19 protein-coding genes are annotated in these 16,466 nt (G+C 64.6%); 8 read left to right on the top strand and 11 right to left on the bottom strand.

The features are described 5' to 3' along the window. Nucleotides 1–33 precede the first annotated feature (33 nt). From cysD to ACQKOE_RS11945, 3 genes are all read left to right on the top strand, one after another. The gene (cysD, locus tag ACQKOE_RS11955; protein WP_427512986.1) at nt 34–948 is read left to right on the top strand and encodes a sulfate adenylyltransferase subunit CysD; all 915 of its coding nucleotides are present in this window, start codon (nt 34–36) and stop codon (nt 946–948) included. Between the two features lie 117 nt (nt 949–1,065). Next, nucleotides 1,066–3,009, top strand: coding sequence for a sulfate adenylyltransferase subunit CysN (gene cysN, locus ACQKOE_RS11950; protein WP_427512985.1), 1,944 nt, complete (start codon nt 1,066–1,068; stop codon nt 3,007–3,009). Beyond that, nucleotides 3,006–3,743: a 3'(2'),5'-bisphosphate nucleotidase CysQ gene (locus tag ACQKOE_RS11945; RefSeq protein WP_427512984.1), complete on the top strand. Its 738-nt coding sequence runs from the start codon at nt 3,006–3,008 to the stop codon at nt 3,741–3,743. Before cysN ends, ACQKOE_RS11945 begins: the two co-directional genes overlap by 4 nt. A 9-nt stretch (nt 3,744–3,752) precedes the next feature. On the opposite strand, the gene ACQKOE_RS11940 is transcribed toward ACQKOE_RS11945, so the two are convergent. From ACQKOE_RS11940 to ACQKOE_RS11905, 8 genes are all read right to left on the bottom strand, one after another. Next, nucleotides 3,753–4,775, bottom strand: a complete 1,023-nt coding sequence (locus tag ACQKOE_RS11940; protein ID WP_427512983.1) for a LacI family DNA-binding transcriptional regulator — start codon at nt 4,773–4,775, stop codon at nt 3,753–3,755. A gap of 104 nt (nt 4,776–4,879) precedes the next feature. Further along, the gene (locus tag ACQKOE_RS11935; RefSeq protein ID WP_427512982.1) at nt 4,880–5,665 is read right to left on the bottom strand and encodes an enoyl-CoA hydratase-related protein; all 786 of its coding nucleotides are present in this window, start codon (nt 5,663–5,665) and stop codon (nt 4,880–4,882) included. A 156-nt stretch (nt 5,666–5,821) separates the two neighbouring features. Further along, nucleotides 5,822–6,868 carry an enoyl-CoA hydratase/isomerase family protein gene (locus tag ACQKOE_RS11930; protein ID WP_427512981.1) on the bottom strand — a complete coding sequence of 349 codons (1,047 nt, stop codon included), beginning with the start codon at nt 6,866–6,868 and terminating at the stop codon, nt 5,822–5,824. 49 nt (nt 6,869–6,917) lie between these two features. Further along, entirely contained in the window at nt 6,918–7,196 is a 279-nt protein-coding gene (locus tag ACQKOE_RS11925) for an I78 family peptidase inhibitor (RefSeq protein WP_427512980.1), read from the bottom strand. 32 nt (nt 7,197–7,228) lie between these two features. Next, on the bottom strand, nt 7,229–7,684 hold the full coding sequence (locus ACQKOE_RS11920) for a hypothetical protein (protein ID WP_427512979.1): 456 nt from the start codon (nt 7,682–7,684) through the stop codon (nt 7,229–7,231). A gap of 61 nt (nt 7,685–7,745) precedes the next feature. Further along, on the bottom strand, nt 7,746–8,975 hold the full coding sequence (locus ACQKOE_RS11915; protein WP_427512978.1) for a CaiB/BaiF CoA transferase family protein: 1,230 nt from the start codon (nt 8,973–8,975) through the stop codon (nt 7,746–7,748). Nucleotides 8,976–9,174: 199 nt separating this feature from the next. Next, the gene (locus ACQKOE_RS11910) at nt 9,175–9,558 is read right to left on the bottom strand and encodes a response regulator (protein WP_374588911.1); all 384 of its coding nucleotides are present in this window, start codon (nt 9,556–9,558) and stop codon (nt 9,175–9,177) included. Nucleotides 9,559–9,592: 34 nt separating this feature from the next. Continuing rightward, nucleotides 9,593–10,228, bottom strand: a complete 636-nt coding sequence (locus ACQKOE_RS11905) for a sigma-70 family RNA polymerase sigma factor (protein ID WP_374588912.1) — start codon at nt 10,226–10,228, stop codon at nt 9,593–9,595. Nucleotides 10,229–10,580: 352 nt separating this feature from the next. Here ACQKOE_RS11905 and ACQKOE_RS11900 point away from each other — a divergent pair, with 352 nt between their 5' ends. Next, nucleotides 10,581–11,369 carry a response regulator gene (locus ACQKOE_RS11900; protein WP_427512977.1) on the top strand — a complete coding sequence of 263 codons (789 nt, stop codon included), beginning with the start codon at nt 10,581–10,583 and terminating at the stop codon, nt 11,367–11,369. A gap of 9 nt (nt 11,370–11,378) precedes the next feature. Here the strand turns inward: ACQKOE_RS11900 and ACQKOE_RS11895 are convergent, their stop codons facing one another. Beyond that, on the bottom strand, nt 11,379–13,058 hold the full coding sequence (locus ACQKOE_RS11895) for a CHASE domain-containing protein (RefSeq protein WP_427512976.1): 1,680 nt from the start codon (nt 13,056–13,058) through the stop codon (nt 11,379–11,381). 177 nt (nt 13,059–13,235) lie between these two features. Here ACQKOE_RS11895 and ACQKOE_RS11890 point away from each other — a divergent pair, with 177 nt between their 5' ends. Continuing rightward, nucleotides 13,236–13,421, top strand: a complete 186-nt coding sequence (locus ACQKOE_RS11890) for a NepR family anti-sigma factor (RefSeq protein ID WP_374588918.1) — start codon at nt 13,236–13,238, stop codon at nt 13,419–13,421. Further along, a complete protein-coding gene (locus ACQKOE_RS11885; RefSeq protein ID WP_427512975.1) occupies nt 13,414–13,965 on the top strand; it encodes a sigma-70 family RNA polymerase sigma factor in 552 nt (183 codons plus the stop codon). Before ACQKOE_RS11890 ends, ACQKOE_RS11885 begins: the two co-directional genes overlap by 8 nt. Here the strand turns inward: ACQKOE_RS11885 and ACQKOE_RS11880 are convergent, their stop codons facing one another. Together ACQKOE_RS11880 and ACQKOE_RS11875 are read right to left on the bottom strand one after the other, a co-directional pair. Then, nucleotides 13,966–14,583 (bottom strand): superoxide dismutase, encoded by a 618-nt coding sequence (locus ACQKOE_RS11880; RefSeq protein ID WP_427512974.1) that lies wholly within the window; start codon nt 14,581–14,583, stop codon nt 13,966–13,968. Nucleotides 14,584–14,692: 109 nt separating this feature from the next. Next, nucleotides 14,693–14,962 (bottom strand): GlsB/YeaQ/YmgE family stress response membrane protein, encoded by a 270-nt coding sequence (locus ACQKOE_RS11875; RefSeq protein WP_427512973.1) that lies wholly within the window; start codon nt 14,960–14,962, stop codon nt 14,693–14,695. Nucleotides 14,963–15,063: 101 nt separating this feature from the next. Between ACQKOE_RS11875 and ACQKOE_RS11870 the strand changes: the two genes are divergently transcribed. Beyond that, the gene (locus tag ACQKOE_RS11870) at nt 15,064–15,966 is read left to right on the top strand and encodes a diacylglycerol/lipid kinase family protein (RefSeq protein WP_427512972.1); all 903 of its coding nucleotides are present in this window, start codon (nt 15,064–15,066) and stop codon (nt 15,964–15,966) included. Nucleotides 15,967–16,045: 79 nt separating this feature from the next. Continuing rightward, the gene (locus ACQKOE_RS11865) at nt 16,046–16,264 is read left to right on the top strand and encodes a hypothetical protein (RefSeq protein ID WP_427512971.1); all 219 of its coding nucleotides are present in this window, start codon (nt 16,046–16,048) and stop codon (nt 16,262–16,264) included. The last annotated feature ends 202 nt before the right edge of the window (nt 16,265–16,466 follow it).

Genomic DNA, 16,466 nt, shown 5'->3' with positions numbered 1-16,466 from the left:
CATTGGCCCGCAAGGCCGTTAGGGGGATGGCCCATGAATTCCAGCCTTACCCATCTGCAACGCCTTGAGGCGGAAGCCATCCACATCATGCGCGAAGTGGTGGCCGAGGCCGAGCGTCCGGTCATGCTCTATTCCGTCGGCAAGGACAGCGCGGTCATGCTGCACCTGGCGCGCAAGGCATTCTATCCAGCCCCGCCCCCGTTCCCGCTGCTGCACGTCGATACGACCTGGAAGTTCCAGGCGATGTACGAACTGCGTGACCGGATGGCGCGTGAAAGCGGCATGGAACTGCTGGTCTATCAGAACCCCGAAGCGACCGAGCGCGGGATCAACCCGTTCGATCACGGCTCGCTCCACACCGACATGTGGAAGACCGAAGGGCTGAAGCAGGCGCTCGACAAATGGGGCTTTGACGCGGCCTTTGGCGGCGCGCGCCGCGACGAAGAAAAGAGCCGCGCGAAAGAGCGCATCTTCTCGTTCCGCACCGCCAGCCACGGCTGGGACCCCAAGAACCAGCGGCCCGAGCTGTGGAACCTGTACAACGCGCGCAAGCACAAGGGGGAGAGCATCCGCGTCTTCCCGATCAGCAACTGGACCGAGCTGGACATCTGGCAATACATCCAGGTCAACGACGTGCCGATCGTGCCGCTTTACTTTGCCGCACCGCGCCCGACCTATGAATGGGGAGGCCAGCTGTTCATGGCGGACGATATCGAGCGGCTGGAACGCGTGCTGGGCCGCCGTCCGGACATTACCGAACGCTCGATCCGCTTCCGCACGCTGGGCTGCTTCCCGCTGACCGGCGCGGTGGAAAGCACGGCCTCGACCCTGTCCGAAGTGATCCAGGAAACCCTGCTGACCACCACGTCCGAACGGCAGGGCCGGGTGATCGACAAGGACGCGGGCGGGGCCGGCATGGAAGTGAAGAAGCAGCAGGGGTATTTCTGAGATGAAAGCACTGCTCGTCATCCCGGCGCAGGCCGGGACCCAGTCCCGCAAGGAACGCCGCTTCGCGTCGAACTATTTCAAGGGCTGGGCTCCGGCCTACGCCGGAGTGACGTTGTCATGAGCGACCCTGTTTACGTCACCGATGCGCTGATTGCCGAGGATATCGACGCCTACCTCGCCACGCACCAGCGCAAGACCATGCTGCGCTTCATCACCTGCGGCAGCGTTGACGATGGCAAGTCGACCCTGATCGGGCGGCTGCTTTACGATTCCAAGATGATCTTCGAGGATCAGCTTTCCGCGCTGGAGAATGACAGCAAGAAGCAGGGCACCCAGGGCCAGGAAATCGACTTTGCCCTGCTGGTCGACGGGCTGGCGGCAGAGCGCGAACAGGGCATCACCATCGACGTCGCCTATCGCTTCTTCAACACCGAAAAGCGCAAGTTCATCGTCGCTGACTGTCCGGGCCACGAACAGTACACCCGCAACATGGTGACCGGGGCGAGCACAGCGGACCTGGCCGTAATCCTGGTCGACGCGCGCAAGGGCGTGCTGGTCCAGACGCGGCGGCATTCCTACCTGTGCCACCTGATCGGCATTCGCCACCTGGTCCTGGCGGTCAACAAGATGGACCTGGTCGACTACGATCAGCAGGTCTTTGACCGGATCGTCGCGGACTATGCGGCTTTCGCCCAGAGCATCGGGATCGAGCAGTTCACCGCCCTGCCGATTTCCGGCTTCAAGGGCGACAATATCACCGCCCTTTCGGACAAGACCCCGTGGTTCAAGGGGCCGACCCTGGTCGACCATCTGGAAACGGTCGAGGTCGATGCGGCGGCGGATTTGGCAAAGCCGTTCCGCCTGCCGGTGCAATGGGTCAACCGGCCCAACCTCGATTTCCGTGGGTTTGCCGGGCTGATCGCGGCTGGATCGGTCAAGCCGGGGGATCAGGTGCGGGTGCTGCCGTCGGGCAAGACCAGCACGGTCGAGCGGATCGTCACGCTGGACGGCGATCTGGACGAAGCGGTTGCCGGGCAGTCGGTGACGGTCACTCTGGCGGACGAGATCGACTGTTCGCGCGGTGACGTGATCGCCGCTGCCGATGCGCCGCCGCAGGCCGCCGACCAGTTCGAGGCGACGCTGGTGTGGATGGACGACGACCCGCTCCACGTCGGCCGCGCCTATTGGCTCAAGCTCGGCACGCAGACCGTCTCGGCGACTGTCCAGCAGCCGAAGTACGCGGTCAACGTCAACGATCCTGCCGGGATTGGGTCTCACCTCGCCGCCAAGACGCTGGAGTTGAACGCGATCGGCGTGGCGGAAGTGACTTGCGACCGCGCGATCGTGTTCGAACCTTATACCGACAGCCGCGCGCTCGGCGGGTTCATCTTGATCGACAAGATCACCAACCGCACGGTGGCGGCGGGGATGCTGAAGTTCAGCCTGCGCCGCGCGCAAAACGTGCACTGGCAGGCGCTCGACGTCAGCCGCGAGGCGCACGCCGCGCTAAAAAACCAGCGCCCGGCGGTGCTGTGGTTCACCGGCCTGTCCGGTTCCGGCAAGTCGACCATCGCCAACCTGGTCGAGAAAAAGCTCCACGCCATGGGCCGCCACACCTTCCTGCTGGATGGCGACAATGTCCGCCATGGCCTCAACAAGGACCTGGGCTTTACCGAGGCGGACCGGATCGAAAATATTCGACGCATCGGCGAAGTGGCCAAGCTGATGACCGATGCCGGGCTGATCGTGCTGACGGCCTTCATCAGCCCCTTCGCTGCCGAGCGGGAAATGGTCCGGGCGATGCTGCCCAAGGGCGAGTTCATCGAGATCTTCGTCGACACCCCGCTGGCCGAGGCCGAGCGCCGCGACGTCAAGGGCCTGTACCGCAAGGCGCGTGCTGGTGAGCTGAAGAACTTCACCGGGATCGACAGCCCCTACGAGGCACCGGAGCAGCCCGAACTGCGGATCGACACGACGCGCGAAAGTCCGGAACTGGCGGCGGAGCGAATTGTCGACTACGTGCTGGGCAACCGGATCGAAACCTGGATGCCCACGATATGACCGACGCCGAACTGGCTGCATTTCTTGCTCAGGAAGCCGGACGCATGCTGCTGGTTCTCCAGCAGTCCGGGCAATATTCCGGCAAGATCCTGGGCGACGAGGGCGACCGGATCGCGAACGACTTCCTGATGGGCATGCTGCGGATGCGGCGCGGTTCGGACGGGATGCTGTGCGAGGAAGAAAAGGACAACCTGCGCCGGCTTGATGCCGAGCGGGTCTGGATCATCGACCCGCTGGATGGCACGCGCGAATTCAGCGAAGGGCGCGGCGACTGGGCCGTCCACGTTGCCCTGGCGGTCAAGGGTGAGCCGGTGGTCGGCGCGGTCGCGCTACCGGGCCTGGGCCTGCTGCTGCGATCGGACCTGCCGATCTGGGTGCCGCCCGCGCCGGAACGGCTGCGCATGGTGGTCAGCCGCAGCCGCCCTGCCGCAGAGGCCATGGCCGTGGCCAGCGCTCTCGATGCCGAAGTGATCCCGATGGGCAGCGCCGGGGCCAAGGCCATGGCCGTGGTCCGCGGCGAAGCGGACATTTACCTCCATTCGGGCGGGCAGTTCGAATGGGATAGCTGCGCGCCGGTGGCCGTTGCCCTGACGCACGGCCTTCACGCCAGCCGGATCGACGGTTCGCCGCTGGTCTATAACCAGCGCGATACCTATCTGCCGGACCTGCTGATCTGCCGCCGCGACCATGCCCAGACAGTGCTGGAAACCCTGGCCAGAGTGCACCCGGCCTGATCGCTACGGCTAGGCAGTATCCCGTCTGATCAGTACCGGAGTCATTTCGACCGATTCCGCGTCCTGCCCTGCCATGCGCTGGAACAACAGTTCGACCATTTCCCGCGCGCCGCTGACCAGGTCTTGCCGGACAGTGGTCAGCCGGGGAACGATCTGTTGCGCCAGCGGCAAATCGTCAAAGCCCGTGACTGAGACTTGCTCCGGAACCTTGATCCCGCGATCCGCCAGGGCGCGCACCGCAACCATCGCAATCATGTCGGAACCGGCAGCCAGGCCATCGACCTCGGCAGCGATCTGGTCGATGTGCTGCGCGATTTCCGCCGCGAGGTCGTCGCTGGCGAGATGAACGTTCAAGGCCAGCGGCTTGGCCAGTCCGGCTGCGCTGGCCGCGTCGCACAGCCCCTGATAGCGGTCCGCGAACTCCGGCGCCGACAGGTTGCCCATGAAGGCCAGGCGCTTGCGGTGCGCCTGGATCAAACACTCCCCGGCAAGGCGGCCGCCCAGGCGGTTGTCCACGCCTACAGTGCAATGTGCCTGCCCGGCGCGGTGGCTGCCCCAGACGACCATCGGCTTGTACCACGCCGCAACCCGCTCGATCGTTTCGAACTGGTTCGACTGGCCGATCAACAGGACGCCGTCCAGCATGCCGGAATCGACGATCCGCTCCAGCCAGTCCTCCTGATCCGGCAGGACCCGGCTGAGCATGATGTCGTAACCGTTTTCCGTCAGCCTATCGGCCAGATGCCCCAGGATCGCCATGAAGAACGGGTCGGACAGGTGCTGCTTGCGGTCGTGACCCAGCGGCACGACAATGCCGATTACCCTGGTTTCCTGCACCCGCAGCCGCCGCGCCATCTGGTTGGGGCGAAAACCGTGCTCGCGGGCCAGGGCTTGGATGCGCTCCCGGGTGTCCTTGTTGACCAGGTCGGAATTGGCCAGTGCGCGCGACACCGTGCCCGCCGAGACACCGGCCAGCCGGGCCAGTTCCGCAATATTCCGGATTCGCGCGGGCGAAGAAGCAAGTTCGTTCACGGCAGCCGATTGCCCTGTTCCGGGCGCCACGGTGCAGCGCCCGGGCAGAGTGATGCTGCTCCGGGTGGGTAGATGTCAATACCTACCCGCTTGAAGCGCCGCGCTTACTTGCCCTGCCAGACGCCTTGCCGCTTTTCGATGAAGGCGGCCATGCCCTCGGCCTTGTCCGCCGTCGCGGTCAGCACCTGGAAGATGCGGCGTTCGATCAGCAGGCCCTGGTCCAGCGTCGCTTCGAAGGCGGCATTGACCATTTCCTTGTTGGCCATGGCGGCAAGCGGCGGCATCGCGGCGATCTCGGCAGCGGTCTTGACCGCTTCCTCGACCAGATCGGCCAGGGGCACGACGCGCGCGACCAGGCCCGAACGCTCGGCCTCTTGCGCGCCCATCATCCGCCCGGTCAGGCACATTTCCATCGCCTTGGCCTTGCCGATGGCGCGGGTCAGGCGCTGGCTGCCGCCCATGCCGGGGGCCACGCCCAGCTTGATTTCCGGCTGGCCGAACTTGGCGTTTTCGGACGCAATGATGAAATCGGCCATCATCGCCAGCTCGCAGCCTCCGCCCAGGGCAAAGCCGTTGACCGCCGCGATCCACGGCTTGCGCGTCGCCTTGACCAGGTGGCTGGTCCAGCGCGAGAAGAAGTCCTGGCTGTAGAATTCAGCCGCCGGCTTTTCGGCCATTTCCTTGATGTCCGCGCCCGCAGCGAAAGCCTTTTCGCCCGCGCCGGTCAGGACCGCGCAGCGCTGCGAAGGATCGGCTTCGAACGCGGCAAAGGCGGTGATCAGTTCCTCCAGAACTGCCGAGTTCAGCGCATTGAGCGCCTGCGGACGGTTGAGCGTGATCAGGGTAACGGCACCGCGCGTTTCAGTGAGGATGTGTTCGTAACCAGACATCTCAAATCTCCAACTTCGTCACCCTGAACTTGTTTCAGGGTCTATGTTTCGTTCAGCCCTGTGCTTGCCGGACCATCTTGGCGTTGTAGTCGGGAATTCGCCACCTTCTGCCGTGTGGCACGATGGACCCTGAAACAAGTTCAGGGTGACGGCGGGTCAAGAGAGCGGCTTCCATTCCTCATCGGCGGGCAGCGGCGCGAAGATGCTGTCGATCAGTTCGTCCGTCACGCCTTCCGGGCTGGCCGGGTTCCACCGGGGAGAATTGTCCCTGTCCACGATCACCGCACGCACCCCTTCGGCAAAATCCGGCAGGGTCAGCACGCGGCTGCCGATGCGGTATTCTATGGCCATGTTGGCGGCAAAGTCGGCACAGGCCAGGCTTTCATGCAACTGGCGCAGCGCGACCTTGCAGGTCTGGGGCGACTTGGTGCGCAGGGTGGCCAGTTCCTTGGCCGCCCATTCGCTCTCGTCGCTTTCCAGGCTGGCCAGGATATCCTCGTAACGGTCCGATGCGAAGTGCCTGGCGATGGCCGTGGCATTGGCCTCGATCCGGGCCGGGGGCGGCGTGGTCGACAGGGCAGACAGGACCTGTCCCGGCTCATGCCCCTTGGCGATGCGCTCCTTGGCTTCAGCCAGGGCATCGTGGGGTAGGTAGTGGGTGGCAAGGCCCGCCCACTTGCACTCCGCCCCGTCGAGCCGCGCGCCGGTGAGAGCGAGGAACTGCCCGATCCGCCCGGGCAGGCGCGACAGGTACCAGCCGCCGCCGACGTCCGGAAACAGGCCGATGCCCGTTTCCGGCATGGCATAGCGGGTATTCTCGGTCGCGACGTGGAATCGCGCGGGCTGACTGATGCCCACGCCGCCGCCCATGGTGATCCCGTCCATGAAGGCCACGACCGGCTTTTCATAGGTGAAGATCAGGTGGTTGAGCTGATACTCGTCGTGAAAGAACTTGCGGCCCGACACCCCGCCATCGTTCAGCGCCGAATTGCGCAGGAAGGCGATGTCGCCGCCGGAACAGAAGCCCCGGCCTTCGGCATGGTCGATGATCACCACCGACACTTCCGGATCGTCGCGCCATTCAAGCAGGGCCTGGGTCATCGCGTGGACCATGTCCAGCGTCAGGGCGTGAATGGCCTTGGGGCGATTGAGCGAAAGGAACCCGGCGGCCCCCTCGCGGCGGATCAGCACTTCGTCGGTCATGGCCAATGCCTCTAACCGATTTGCACGAAGATGCCAGCGGGTCCGCGCTTCAGCCGCAGGATATGTTGGTGATCCGCATGGCCTGGTCATAGCTGACCGTCAGCCGGTCACCGCGATAGTCCATCGTCACCATCATGCCGGGGGCAACCCAGCGCAGTTGCCGCGCATGGGTCAGGCGGAGCAGATCCGCGCCGACCTCTGCCGATGCGGTGCGGCCGATATAGCCCTGTGCCGCATCGGCATGGCAAGTGCCTGCCGTATCGGGCGGGTGAACCGTCACGCAGCCGGACAGGGCCAGGGCGGGCAGGGCAAGCAACAAGGCACGCATGGGCTTTCCTTCTGGACTAGGGGCCTTCTGGACTAGGGGCACCGCTGATAGGTGCGGCGGCTGGGCGGAGCATCGGCTCCGGAATCCTGGAAGTCCAGGCTCTGGCCGTCGGGTGCGGCGGACAGGACGACGTCCCGGCTCCATTCCATGCCTTCGCCCATATAGTCGAACGTCCCACGCAGGCTGTTCGCACCGGAACTGACGCCGCTGCGCAATTTGCCGACGGATTCGTAAAAGCGCAGATCAGTGGGGCCCACGATCATCAGCCCCTTGGCATCGCCGCGTGTCGACGTGCAATCGGCGGGGACCAGGCCCCAGCGGCCTTGCAGGGCCATCGGAATCGAGGTGACCGCCGCGCTGGCCTGGGCTGTGGGCGTGGCTTCGGACGCAATGGCGTCAGCCGCCGTTTCGCTTGGTTGCGGCACCTTCGCTTCGTCGGAGCAGGCGGCCAGAAAGCCGGCCAGCGTCAGGGCAAGGACAGGCTTCACCGCACCACCTCCACGATTCTGCTTTCGCGGAGGGTAACGCCTTCAATGTCCGGCCAGTTCCCTAAAGCTTTTCCGCGACGATCCCATCGGCGGCCAGCGCATCGACCTCCGCATCGCTCAGCCCCAGCACTTCGCCCAGCACGGTGCGGGTGTCCTGACCGGAACGCGGCGGGGCGTGGCGATAGGTTACCGGGCTGGCAGAGAACTTGCCCGGATAGCCGACGAAGCGGACCGGCGTGCCATCATCGCGGGCGATTTCCTGCACCAGTTCGCGCGCCACGGTCTGCGGCTGGACCAGGGCCTGCGGGATCGTGTTGATCTTGCCGCAGGGCAGCTTGGCCGCTTCCAGCGCGGCCAGCAGATCCTCGGACTTCCAGCTGGCAATCGCCGGGTTGATTGCGGCGAACATGGCCTCGCGGTTGTCGCTGCGCTGGGCCGAAGTGGCAAAGCGTGGATCCTCCGCCATTTCCGGCAAGCCCAGGACGGCGACCAGATCGCGGAACTGGCGGTCGTTGCCCAGGGCGATGATGATGTCCCCGTCGGCGCAGGCAAAGTCCTGGTAGGGGACAATGGTCGGGTGCTGGTTGCCCATGCGGCGCGGTTCCGCCCCGCCGTTCAGCCAGTTCGATCCCTGGTTGGCCAGCAGCGCCATTTGCGCGTCGAGCAGGGCCAGGTCGATATGCTGGCCCTCGCCCGTGCGGTTGCGGTGTTGCAGCGCCGCCAGGATCGAGATCGTGGCGTAAAGCCCGGTCGTCAGGTCGCTGACCGGAATGCCGACTTTCAGCGGATGGCCGTCCGCTTCGCCGGTCACGCTCATCAGGCCGCTCATCCCCTGGATCAGGAAGTCATAGCCGCCCTTGTCCTTGTCCGGCCCCGTCTGGCCAAAGCCGGTGATGGAGCAGTAGATCAGGTCCGGCTTGGCCGCTTTTAGAGAAGCATAGTCCAGACCGTACTTGGCCAGGCCGCCGACGCGGAAGTTCTCCAGCACGATGTCTGCCTCTGCCGCCAGCTTGCGGACCAGCTCCTGCCCTTCCGGCCTCGACAGGTCGATGGCGACCGAGCGCTTGTTGCGGTTGGCGCAGAGATAATAGGCCGAATCCCGCGAGCCGTCGGGAAGGAAGGGAGGCCCCCATTTGCGGGTGTCGTCGCCCTGGCCCGGTTGCTCCACCTTGATCACCTCGGCGCCCAGGTCGCCCAGCATCTGTCCAGACCACGGCCCGGCCAGCACGCGTGACAGGTCCAGCACCTTGATCCCGGCAAGCGGCCCGGCAAGCGGTTGGTCAGAGGTCATGAAACGGCAGCTCCCGAAAGGCGGCGGACAATTGTTCGCCGCCTCATATCGGCTGCGTCCTGCTTGGGAAAGGGATGATGGAGCCCCCGCGCTCGGGGGCAAGGTGCGGGGGCTCCATGGCTGTGGATCGGCGAACAACTGGGGGCAGTCGTTCAGCCAGCCACGGCCTTAAATGAACCGGCGGGCCGATGGTTCCCGGTCAGCCGAAAACTTGCAGGCCGCGCGGCGGCGTGCTGGCCGCGCCCAGTGCAAAGCCGATCGAACTTTCGATCGTCGTCGGCGAAAACGGCTTCTGGATGAAACCGATCGCGGTGGGCGGCGGCTCGTCGATCTGCGCCGGATTGGCCGTGACGAAGATGATCTGCGTGCCGAACCGTTCGGACAGGACGCGGGCGATTTCCACGCCGGTCGGCCCGTCGCGCAGGTTTATGTCCACGAAAGCGATCCGGGGAGGAACGGGCAGGGTTTCGATTTCCGCCTTGGCAGTTGCGATCCCGACCACGGGATAGCCAGCGCTCGCCACGATATGCTCAAGATCAAGAGCGACGAGAAACTGGTCCTCAACGATCAGGACTCCGGTCATGGTATCCACTTCAACTCCGCCCCCACAGGTTACATCAAGCGACGAGACGGTCCTTGCCGTCCGAATTGGCCGCGCGGCGCATTTCAATGAACAACAGGTCAAGGGCATTGCCCTCGATCACGAAATCGTGGCGCGAATCCGGCAGGACGCCGCCATCCAGCGCCGCCACCAGCATCATCCGCGCACGGCAGATGCGGCTTTTCACGGTGCCCAGGGCAATGCCGCAGATTTCGGCGATCTCTTCATAGGCGAGGTCGCCCACGGCGGCCAAAATCAGCGCTTCGCGGTTGGCGCCGGGTAGTGTTTCCAGCGCGCGCAGGACGTCGGCCAGTTCGACTGCATGTTCCTGGTTGCCGTTGCTGCACAGGGTGCGCTCGGCCATGTCCTGATCGTATTCGCCGGTGAAGCGGGCACGGCGTGCTTCGCTGTAGAACTGGTTGCGCAGGATGGTGAAGGTCCAGGCCTTGAAATTGGTCCCGGCGCGATAGGATTCTCGGGCAGCCCAGGCCTTCAGCAGGGTTTCCTGGGCGAGGTCGTCAGCGCGCTCGCGGCAGCCGCACAGGGTGCGGGCAAAGGCGCGCAGGTGGGGCGTGATGCGCTCAAGTTCGGCGTGAAAATCCTTGTCGTTCAACCGCTCTGCAGTCTCGATCATGTTTGCCGGGTTGCGCATTCCCACTCTCCGTTATCGTTGCAGTCGGCGTTGAACACTGCTCGCGGCAAAAGAGTTCCCGAAAGCGCCCAATTAAATCTCCGGAGGGGAACCCGTGAGGATGATGTGCGTTTGAAATTCGAAACGGGGCCGACAGGTTCCGCTTGTTGGGCAAATCGAACCGGGAAGGGAAATCATCGGCGTGCTTGGGGAGTTGCGGCGTTACGAAGGTGAAACGAAAGTCTATGTAAATCAGGAGCTTGGATTTGGTTATTTGAAAGCGCGGAGTCGCGACCTTGCGCCCCTAGGTTCTTGTCCATATCCCATGACCGGATTTCCAATCTTCCGGTTGGCAAAAAAGGCTCCTTGTTAAATGGCTATTTCCGATCAACTGGCCGAACGGCTCCCGCTTTTGCGTCGCTATGCGCGCGCCCTGTGCGGTTCGCAGCGTTCCGGCGACAGCTATGTCCGCGCCCTGCTGGAGGGCGCGATCGACAACAAGTCCCTGCGCGAAGAGATTGGCCAAGGGCGCGTGCCGCTCTACCGGGCCTTTACCCGGCTCTGGTCCACCAGCCATGTCGAAGGTGGTGACACCAACCTTGCAGGCGGGCGCGAAGGGGCCAGCCATGCGCGCCTTGCGGTGATCCCGCCGGAACATCGCCAGGCCCTGCTGCTGACCACGCTGGAGGAATTCACTCCGGCTGAAGCGGGCGATGTCCTTGGCCTTGAAGCGGATGAGGTCGAAGCGCTGGTCGCCCGCGCGGTTGCCGAAATCGACGATGAAACCGCAACGACCGTCCTGGTGATCGAGGACGAGCCGCTGATTGCGATGCAGCTGGAATCGCTGGTGACGGAGCTGGGCCACCAGGTCGTGGCAACGGCCACCACCCGCAGCCAGGCAGTCGAAGCCTTCCGCGAACACGTTCCTGGCCTGGTTCTGGCGGATATCCAGCTGGCCGATGCGAGTTCCGGGATCGACGCGGTGGAGGAAATCCTGGCCATTGGTGACGTGCCGGTGGTCTTCATCACGGCTTACCCGGAGCGGCTGCTGACTGGCGAACGGCCGGAGCCGACCTACCTGGTGACCAAGCCCTTCCGCGAGGAAACGGTCCGCACCGCGATCAGCCAGGCGCTGTTCTTCTCAACCGCGCAGCAGCACTAAGCACTTGGGCTAACCTTCGCGGCCCTGCCGGATCGCGAAGGTGCCCGGGTCGCGCACCGGCACTTTGAGGCGGCAGTGGACGCCGTCTGGCGCGAAGTCCATTTCGACCGCCGCCTTCAATTCGTGCGAGACGATCTTCTCGATCAGGTCCAGGCCAAAGCCGCGTCGCTCCGGTGCCTTGACCGGCGGACCGCCGCTTTCCTTCCATTCGACTTCGCAAACGGCGTCGCCGCTCAGGCGCCATTTGATCGAGACGCGGCCATTGGGCGTGCTCAGCGCGCCGTATTTCGCGGCATTGGTGGCAAGTTCGTGCAGGGCCAGGCCCAGCGACAGCGCATCGTTGGGAGCAAGCGCCACGTCCGGTCCTTCCAGATCGGCGTGGGGATCGGTCGGATCGAGATAGGGCGCCAGTTCGCTGGTCACGACTTCGGACAGCAGCGCATCGCTCCAGTCGCGCTGGGACAGTAGATCATGCGTGGCCGAAAGCGCGCGAATACGCCCCGTCAGGCCTTCGGCAAAGTCATCGATGCTGCGCGAGCGGCGGCGGGTGAGCGAGACGATCGACAGGACGTTAGCCAAGGTGTTCTTGACTCGGTGGTTGAGTTCGCGGGTCAGCGACAGGCGGATCGCGTTCTGCTGCGTCAGCCATTCCAGCACCTTGCGGTCCTCTGCCGCGCGCATGGTTGCCAGCCAGGACAGTGCCAGGACCAGCAGGCTGACCAGGATGCCGGCCAGCAGGCTGAGCCGCGATACCGGGCTGAGCAGGCGGGTGTTGACCGAGGTGACGACCAGGGTCCAGGTCCGGTCCCCGACCACGACCGTGCGCCGCGTGGTTTCGCCCTGGCTGCCTTCGATCACGCTTTCCGCCAGCTTGTTCGATGCCTGCACGGGCCCGTCATAGAGCTGCACGTTGATATCTTCGTGCGGCACCCGGCGCAGGGCGGCGGAGAGGAATTCCTGCGCGCGGATCGGGGAATAGACGAAGCCTTTGAGCGGTCCCTTGACCCAGCGCCGATCGGTCGACTGGCGCGCGAAGACGGGGACGTAGATCAGGAAGCCGGGTCGGGCTCCGCGGTTGAAGTCCTGCACCAGTTGCACCTTGGCGGTCGCGGAGGCGCGGCCGGTGCTGATCGCCGCGTCCATCGCGGTGCGCCGCTTTGCTTCCGAATACATGTCATAGCCCAGCGCGGCATGGTTCGATTCCGTATCCGGTGCCAGCACTGCGATCACCGCCATTTCGGCAAAGGGCGAGATCGGAACCGGCCGGATCGTGAAATCGGGGGCGTTGGTTGCCTCGCGCTGTTCAGCCTGGAATGCTTCGATATCGCCGGCTTTCATCCAGCGCGCCCAGCCCACGCCCAGTACGCCGCGTTCCGCAGCGCGTTCGCCCAGATCGGCAATCAGGTCGGATAGCTGGCGCTTGCTGACCTCCTCCGATCCGGAAAACAGCGAGGCTGCGGCGTTGAGGTAGACGGTGTTTTCTGCCGCCTTGTATTCCAGCTCGTTGGCCAGGTCATTGGCCTGCTGGTAAAGCTGCGCGCTGTTTGCGGCACGGTCCAGCCGCTCGAAATTGTTAACGAACAATCCCGTTGCCAGCAGGGCAATCCCGAACAGGGTAAATGGCAGGGCACGCGGAAAGCGGTGGAACCACGCCTGCTTTTCCACCCGTGCCAGCAGTGCCTTGTCCATCAGCCCTCGATCCGCCTCCCGCGGAGTGTGTTGCAGTTGCGCCACGACACCATCCAAACGACGCGTAGGGCCATGGGGTGAGGAACCAAGCGCGCGCCCGTTTGTTCCCAGACTTGCCACGGCATATCAAGCTGATCTAGGCAAAACACACAAGGCGTTACGCCTGGCACGGAGCACATGTTGAGCAAATCGCACGGACCCAGGCCTGGCCAATCCCGGAGCGACCGTCCGCATCCTCGCAAACCAGCGGCCCCGCGCTGGGCCGATGGCTTGCGCAAGCTATACGACGACGTCGTTTCCGAGCCTTTGCCCGACAGCTTCAACGACTTGCTGAAGAAGCTGGACCGGGCTGACGATGACTGAGGCCGGACCCACGCAGAACGGTTCCGGCGAAAGCGGCCCGGAAGACACTTTTCGCTCTGGATTGCTGGCACTTATCCCGCATCTGCGCGCCTTTGCGCGCGGTCTGTGCGGTCGGCCTGACCTGGCCGACGACCTGGTCCAGGAAACGGTTATGCGGGCCTGGGCGGCGCGCGAACGGTACGAGGCCGGGACCAACATGAAGGCCTGGACGTTTACCATATTGCGCAACCATTTCCTGAACGAGATCCGGCGCACCAACCGCCTGACCGACATGCCGGACAGCGGGGAGCACCCCGATCTGGTCGCGCAGGCTTCGCAGGAGGATGCGGTCCACGTCAGCGATCTGCAAAGCGCCTTGCACCGCTTGCCCGATGACCGGCGCGAGGCGCTGCTGCTGGTGGGGGCAGGCGGCTTCTCCTATGAAGAAGCCGCCCAGGTCTGCGGCGTTCCGGCCGGGACGATCAAGAGCCGCGTCGCGCGCGGGCGGGCGCAGCTGATGGCCATGCTGGCAGAGGACGGTGATCCGACCAGGCAGCGCGGCTGATCAGGCCGGATAGGTCCAGGCTTCCTTGCGCACCAGGTTGGCCAGCGCGAAATCCCAGTTAAGCGTGCGTTCCAGCACCGCCTCGACATAGGCTTTGCGGTCGTTCTTGCGGTCGAGGTAATAGGCGTGTTCCCAGACGTCGATGGTCAGCAGGGGCAGGCGGTTCGAAACCAGCGGCGTGCCCGCGTCGTTGGTGGTTTCAATCGCCAGCTTGTCATCCTCGCCCAGCACCAGCCAGGCCCAGCCCGAAGCAAAGTGCCCCACCGCCGCTTCGGCCAGCTTGGCGATCAGCTGCTCGGCCGAGCCAAAATCGGTGTTGATCCGCGTTTGCAGATCCCCGGCAGGCGAAGTGCGATCCGGCGAGAGGCTGAACCAGTAAAAACCGTGGTTCCACACCTGTGCCGCCTGGTTGAACAGGCCCCGGTCCTGGTTGCTCGCCGCCCAGCGCACCAGCGTTTCCAGGCTGGAACCCTCCATGCCCTTTTCCGCGGCAAGGGCATTGGTCTTGGTCACATAGGCCTGGTGGTGCTTGCCGTGGTGCACTTCCAGCGTGGCCGCGGAAATGACCGGTTCCAGGGCGTTGTGGGGATAAGGCAGGTTCATCAGCGAAATGGTCATGGCAGAGGCTCTTTGAAGAGTGTTTCGGATGCAGTGCAGGGGTGACAGCGCGTGCTGTCACCCCGGCTTCGGCCGCCCAGGACGGGGGGCCGGTCAAACTGTGTTGCGGTTAACGAACTGCGCCGCGACGGAACAGGTTCACAATGGCGAGAAGCACCACTGCGCCCAGGAACGAGCTGAGCAGCGACATCGCGTCAAACGAACCCGAAGTGATCGGCGCGCCGCCGATCAGCGGCGTGATCAGGAAACCGGCGAGGACTGCCCCGACGATCCCGACAACGACGTTAAGCAGAACGCCCTGCTGACCATCGGTGCGCATGACAATGCTGGCAAGCCAGCCGATGATGCCGCCGACGATGAGAACGAGAATAAGTGTCATGGTGGAGGTCCCTTCGTGCTGTACTGATGGTGCAACGGCGGACGGCGGCTAAGGTTCCCGATTCCGCGCAACTCCGCCCTTGGTGGCGCGTTACAAGGGGCATGGAAAAGTCCCCGCCGTGGCGCGCCGCAACGCTTGTCGTGAACACCCGAAGCCGGCGTGGGGCGCGCCTGTTCCGCGAGGCGCAAAGCCAGTTGCGCGCTGCCGGAGTGTGCCTGTCGAGCGAGATTGCGGAACGCGATCCGGCAAGGATGCGGGGCCACGTCGAAGCAGCGGTCAGGGCCGGGGCCGACCTGGTCATCGTCGGCGGCGGCGACGGCAGCATTTCGGGGACCATCGGTGCCTTGCTGGAATCGGACTGCACCTTTGCTCCGCTTCCGCTTGGCACGGCGAACAGCTTTGCCCGGACGCTGGGCATCGGTACGGAACTGGGCGATGCGGTCGCCGCCATCGCAGGCGGTGCAACGCGCCGGATCGACCTGGGCGAGATCGACGGGCAGATGTTCGCCAACAGCGCCGCCATCGGGCTTTCGCCGATCATCGGCGATACCATTCCCCACCGCTTGAAACGGGTTCTGGGCCGCGCCGGCTATCTGGTGTGGAGCCTGCGCACCATGCTGTGCTTCCGGCCCTTCCGCGTGACGGTGGAGTGGGACGGACAGAGCCGATCCTGCTGGGCAACCGAAGTGCGGATGCTCAACGGCTGCTTTGCCGGCGGGGTCCAGCTGACCGATGAAGCGCGGCTGGATAATGGCGAAGTGCTGGTCCAGATCGTTTCGGGCAAAAGCCGGCTTCACCTGGCAGCGGACTGGTACCTGCGGATCATCGGCCTGGCCCGCGCCGCTGTTGGCGTGGAACAGGTCGAGGGCAGCCGCGTGCGGATCGAGACGAAGCCGGTTCAGCGCGTTGCCATCGACGGCGAGGTGCTTGCCCGCACCCCTATCGACCTGTCGGTTCATCGCCAGGCGGTTCGCGTGGTCGTGCCGGTTTCTGCCAGCGACTAATCGCACCGCAGAACCGGAACGGGGCAATCCTGCCGTTCGTTTCCTGACCGCGCATCCGCGCGCGAAAGGAGAAACGATCATGCAGGACCGCAATCAGGGCGAAGGCAATTACGACGCCGCTCGCCAGTTCCAGAAAGAGCAGCACGAATTTGCCCAGTCCGGGCAGGCCGAAGGCAAGGCGCGCGAAGCTGCCGAAGCCCTGGATGGAGAAGAAGGCGAAGAACTGGAACGCGCCCGCCGCGCTGCTGCCGAAGGGGAAACGGCCGCCGATCCGGAAGAAGGCGCGGAGGAGGCCTGAACCATCCGAACCCGCTCGAGTTGGGCCTGTCGAAGGGTTTGGTTCCCGCAATCCGGCTTCGACAAGCTCAGCCTGAGCGGTGCGCGGTTTGCGACCCGCCCACTGCTCCTCCCATTCCACCGCTCAGGCTGAGCCTGTCGAAGCCGGGTTGGCCACGCCGGAGTAAGCCTCGCTTTGCCCAAAAGGGCGACCCCTGTCACGG

Source organism: Novosphingobium sp. NPDC080210 (assembly GCF_050281025.1).
In the GTDB taxonomy this organism is placed as follows: Bacteria; Pseudomonadota; Alphaproteobacteria; order Sphingomonadales; family Sphingomonadaceae; genus Novosphingobium.
The sequence above is the reverse complement of the archived record's forward strand: the minus strand, read 5'-3'. Positions and strand labels throughout refer to the sequence as shown.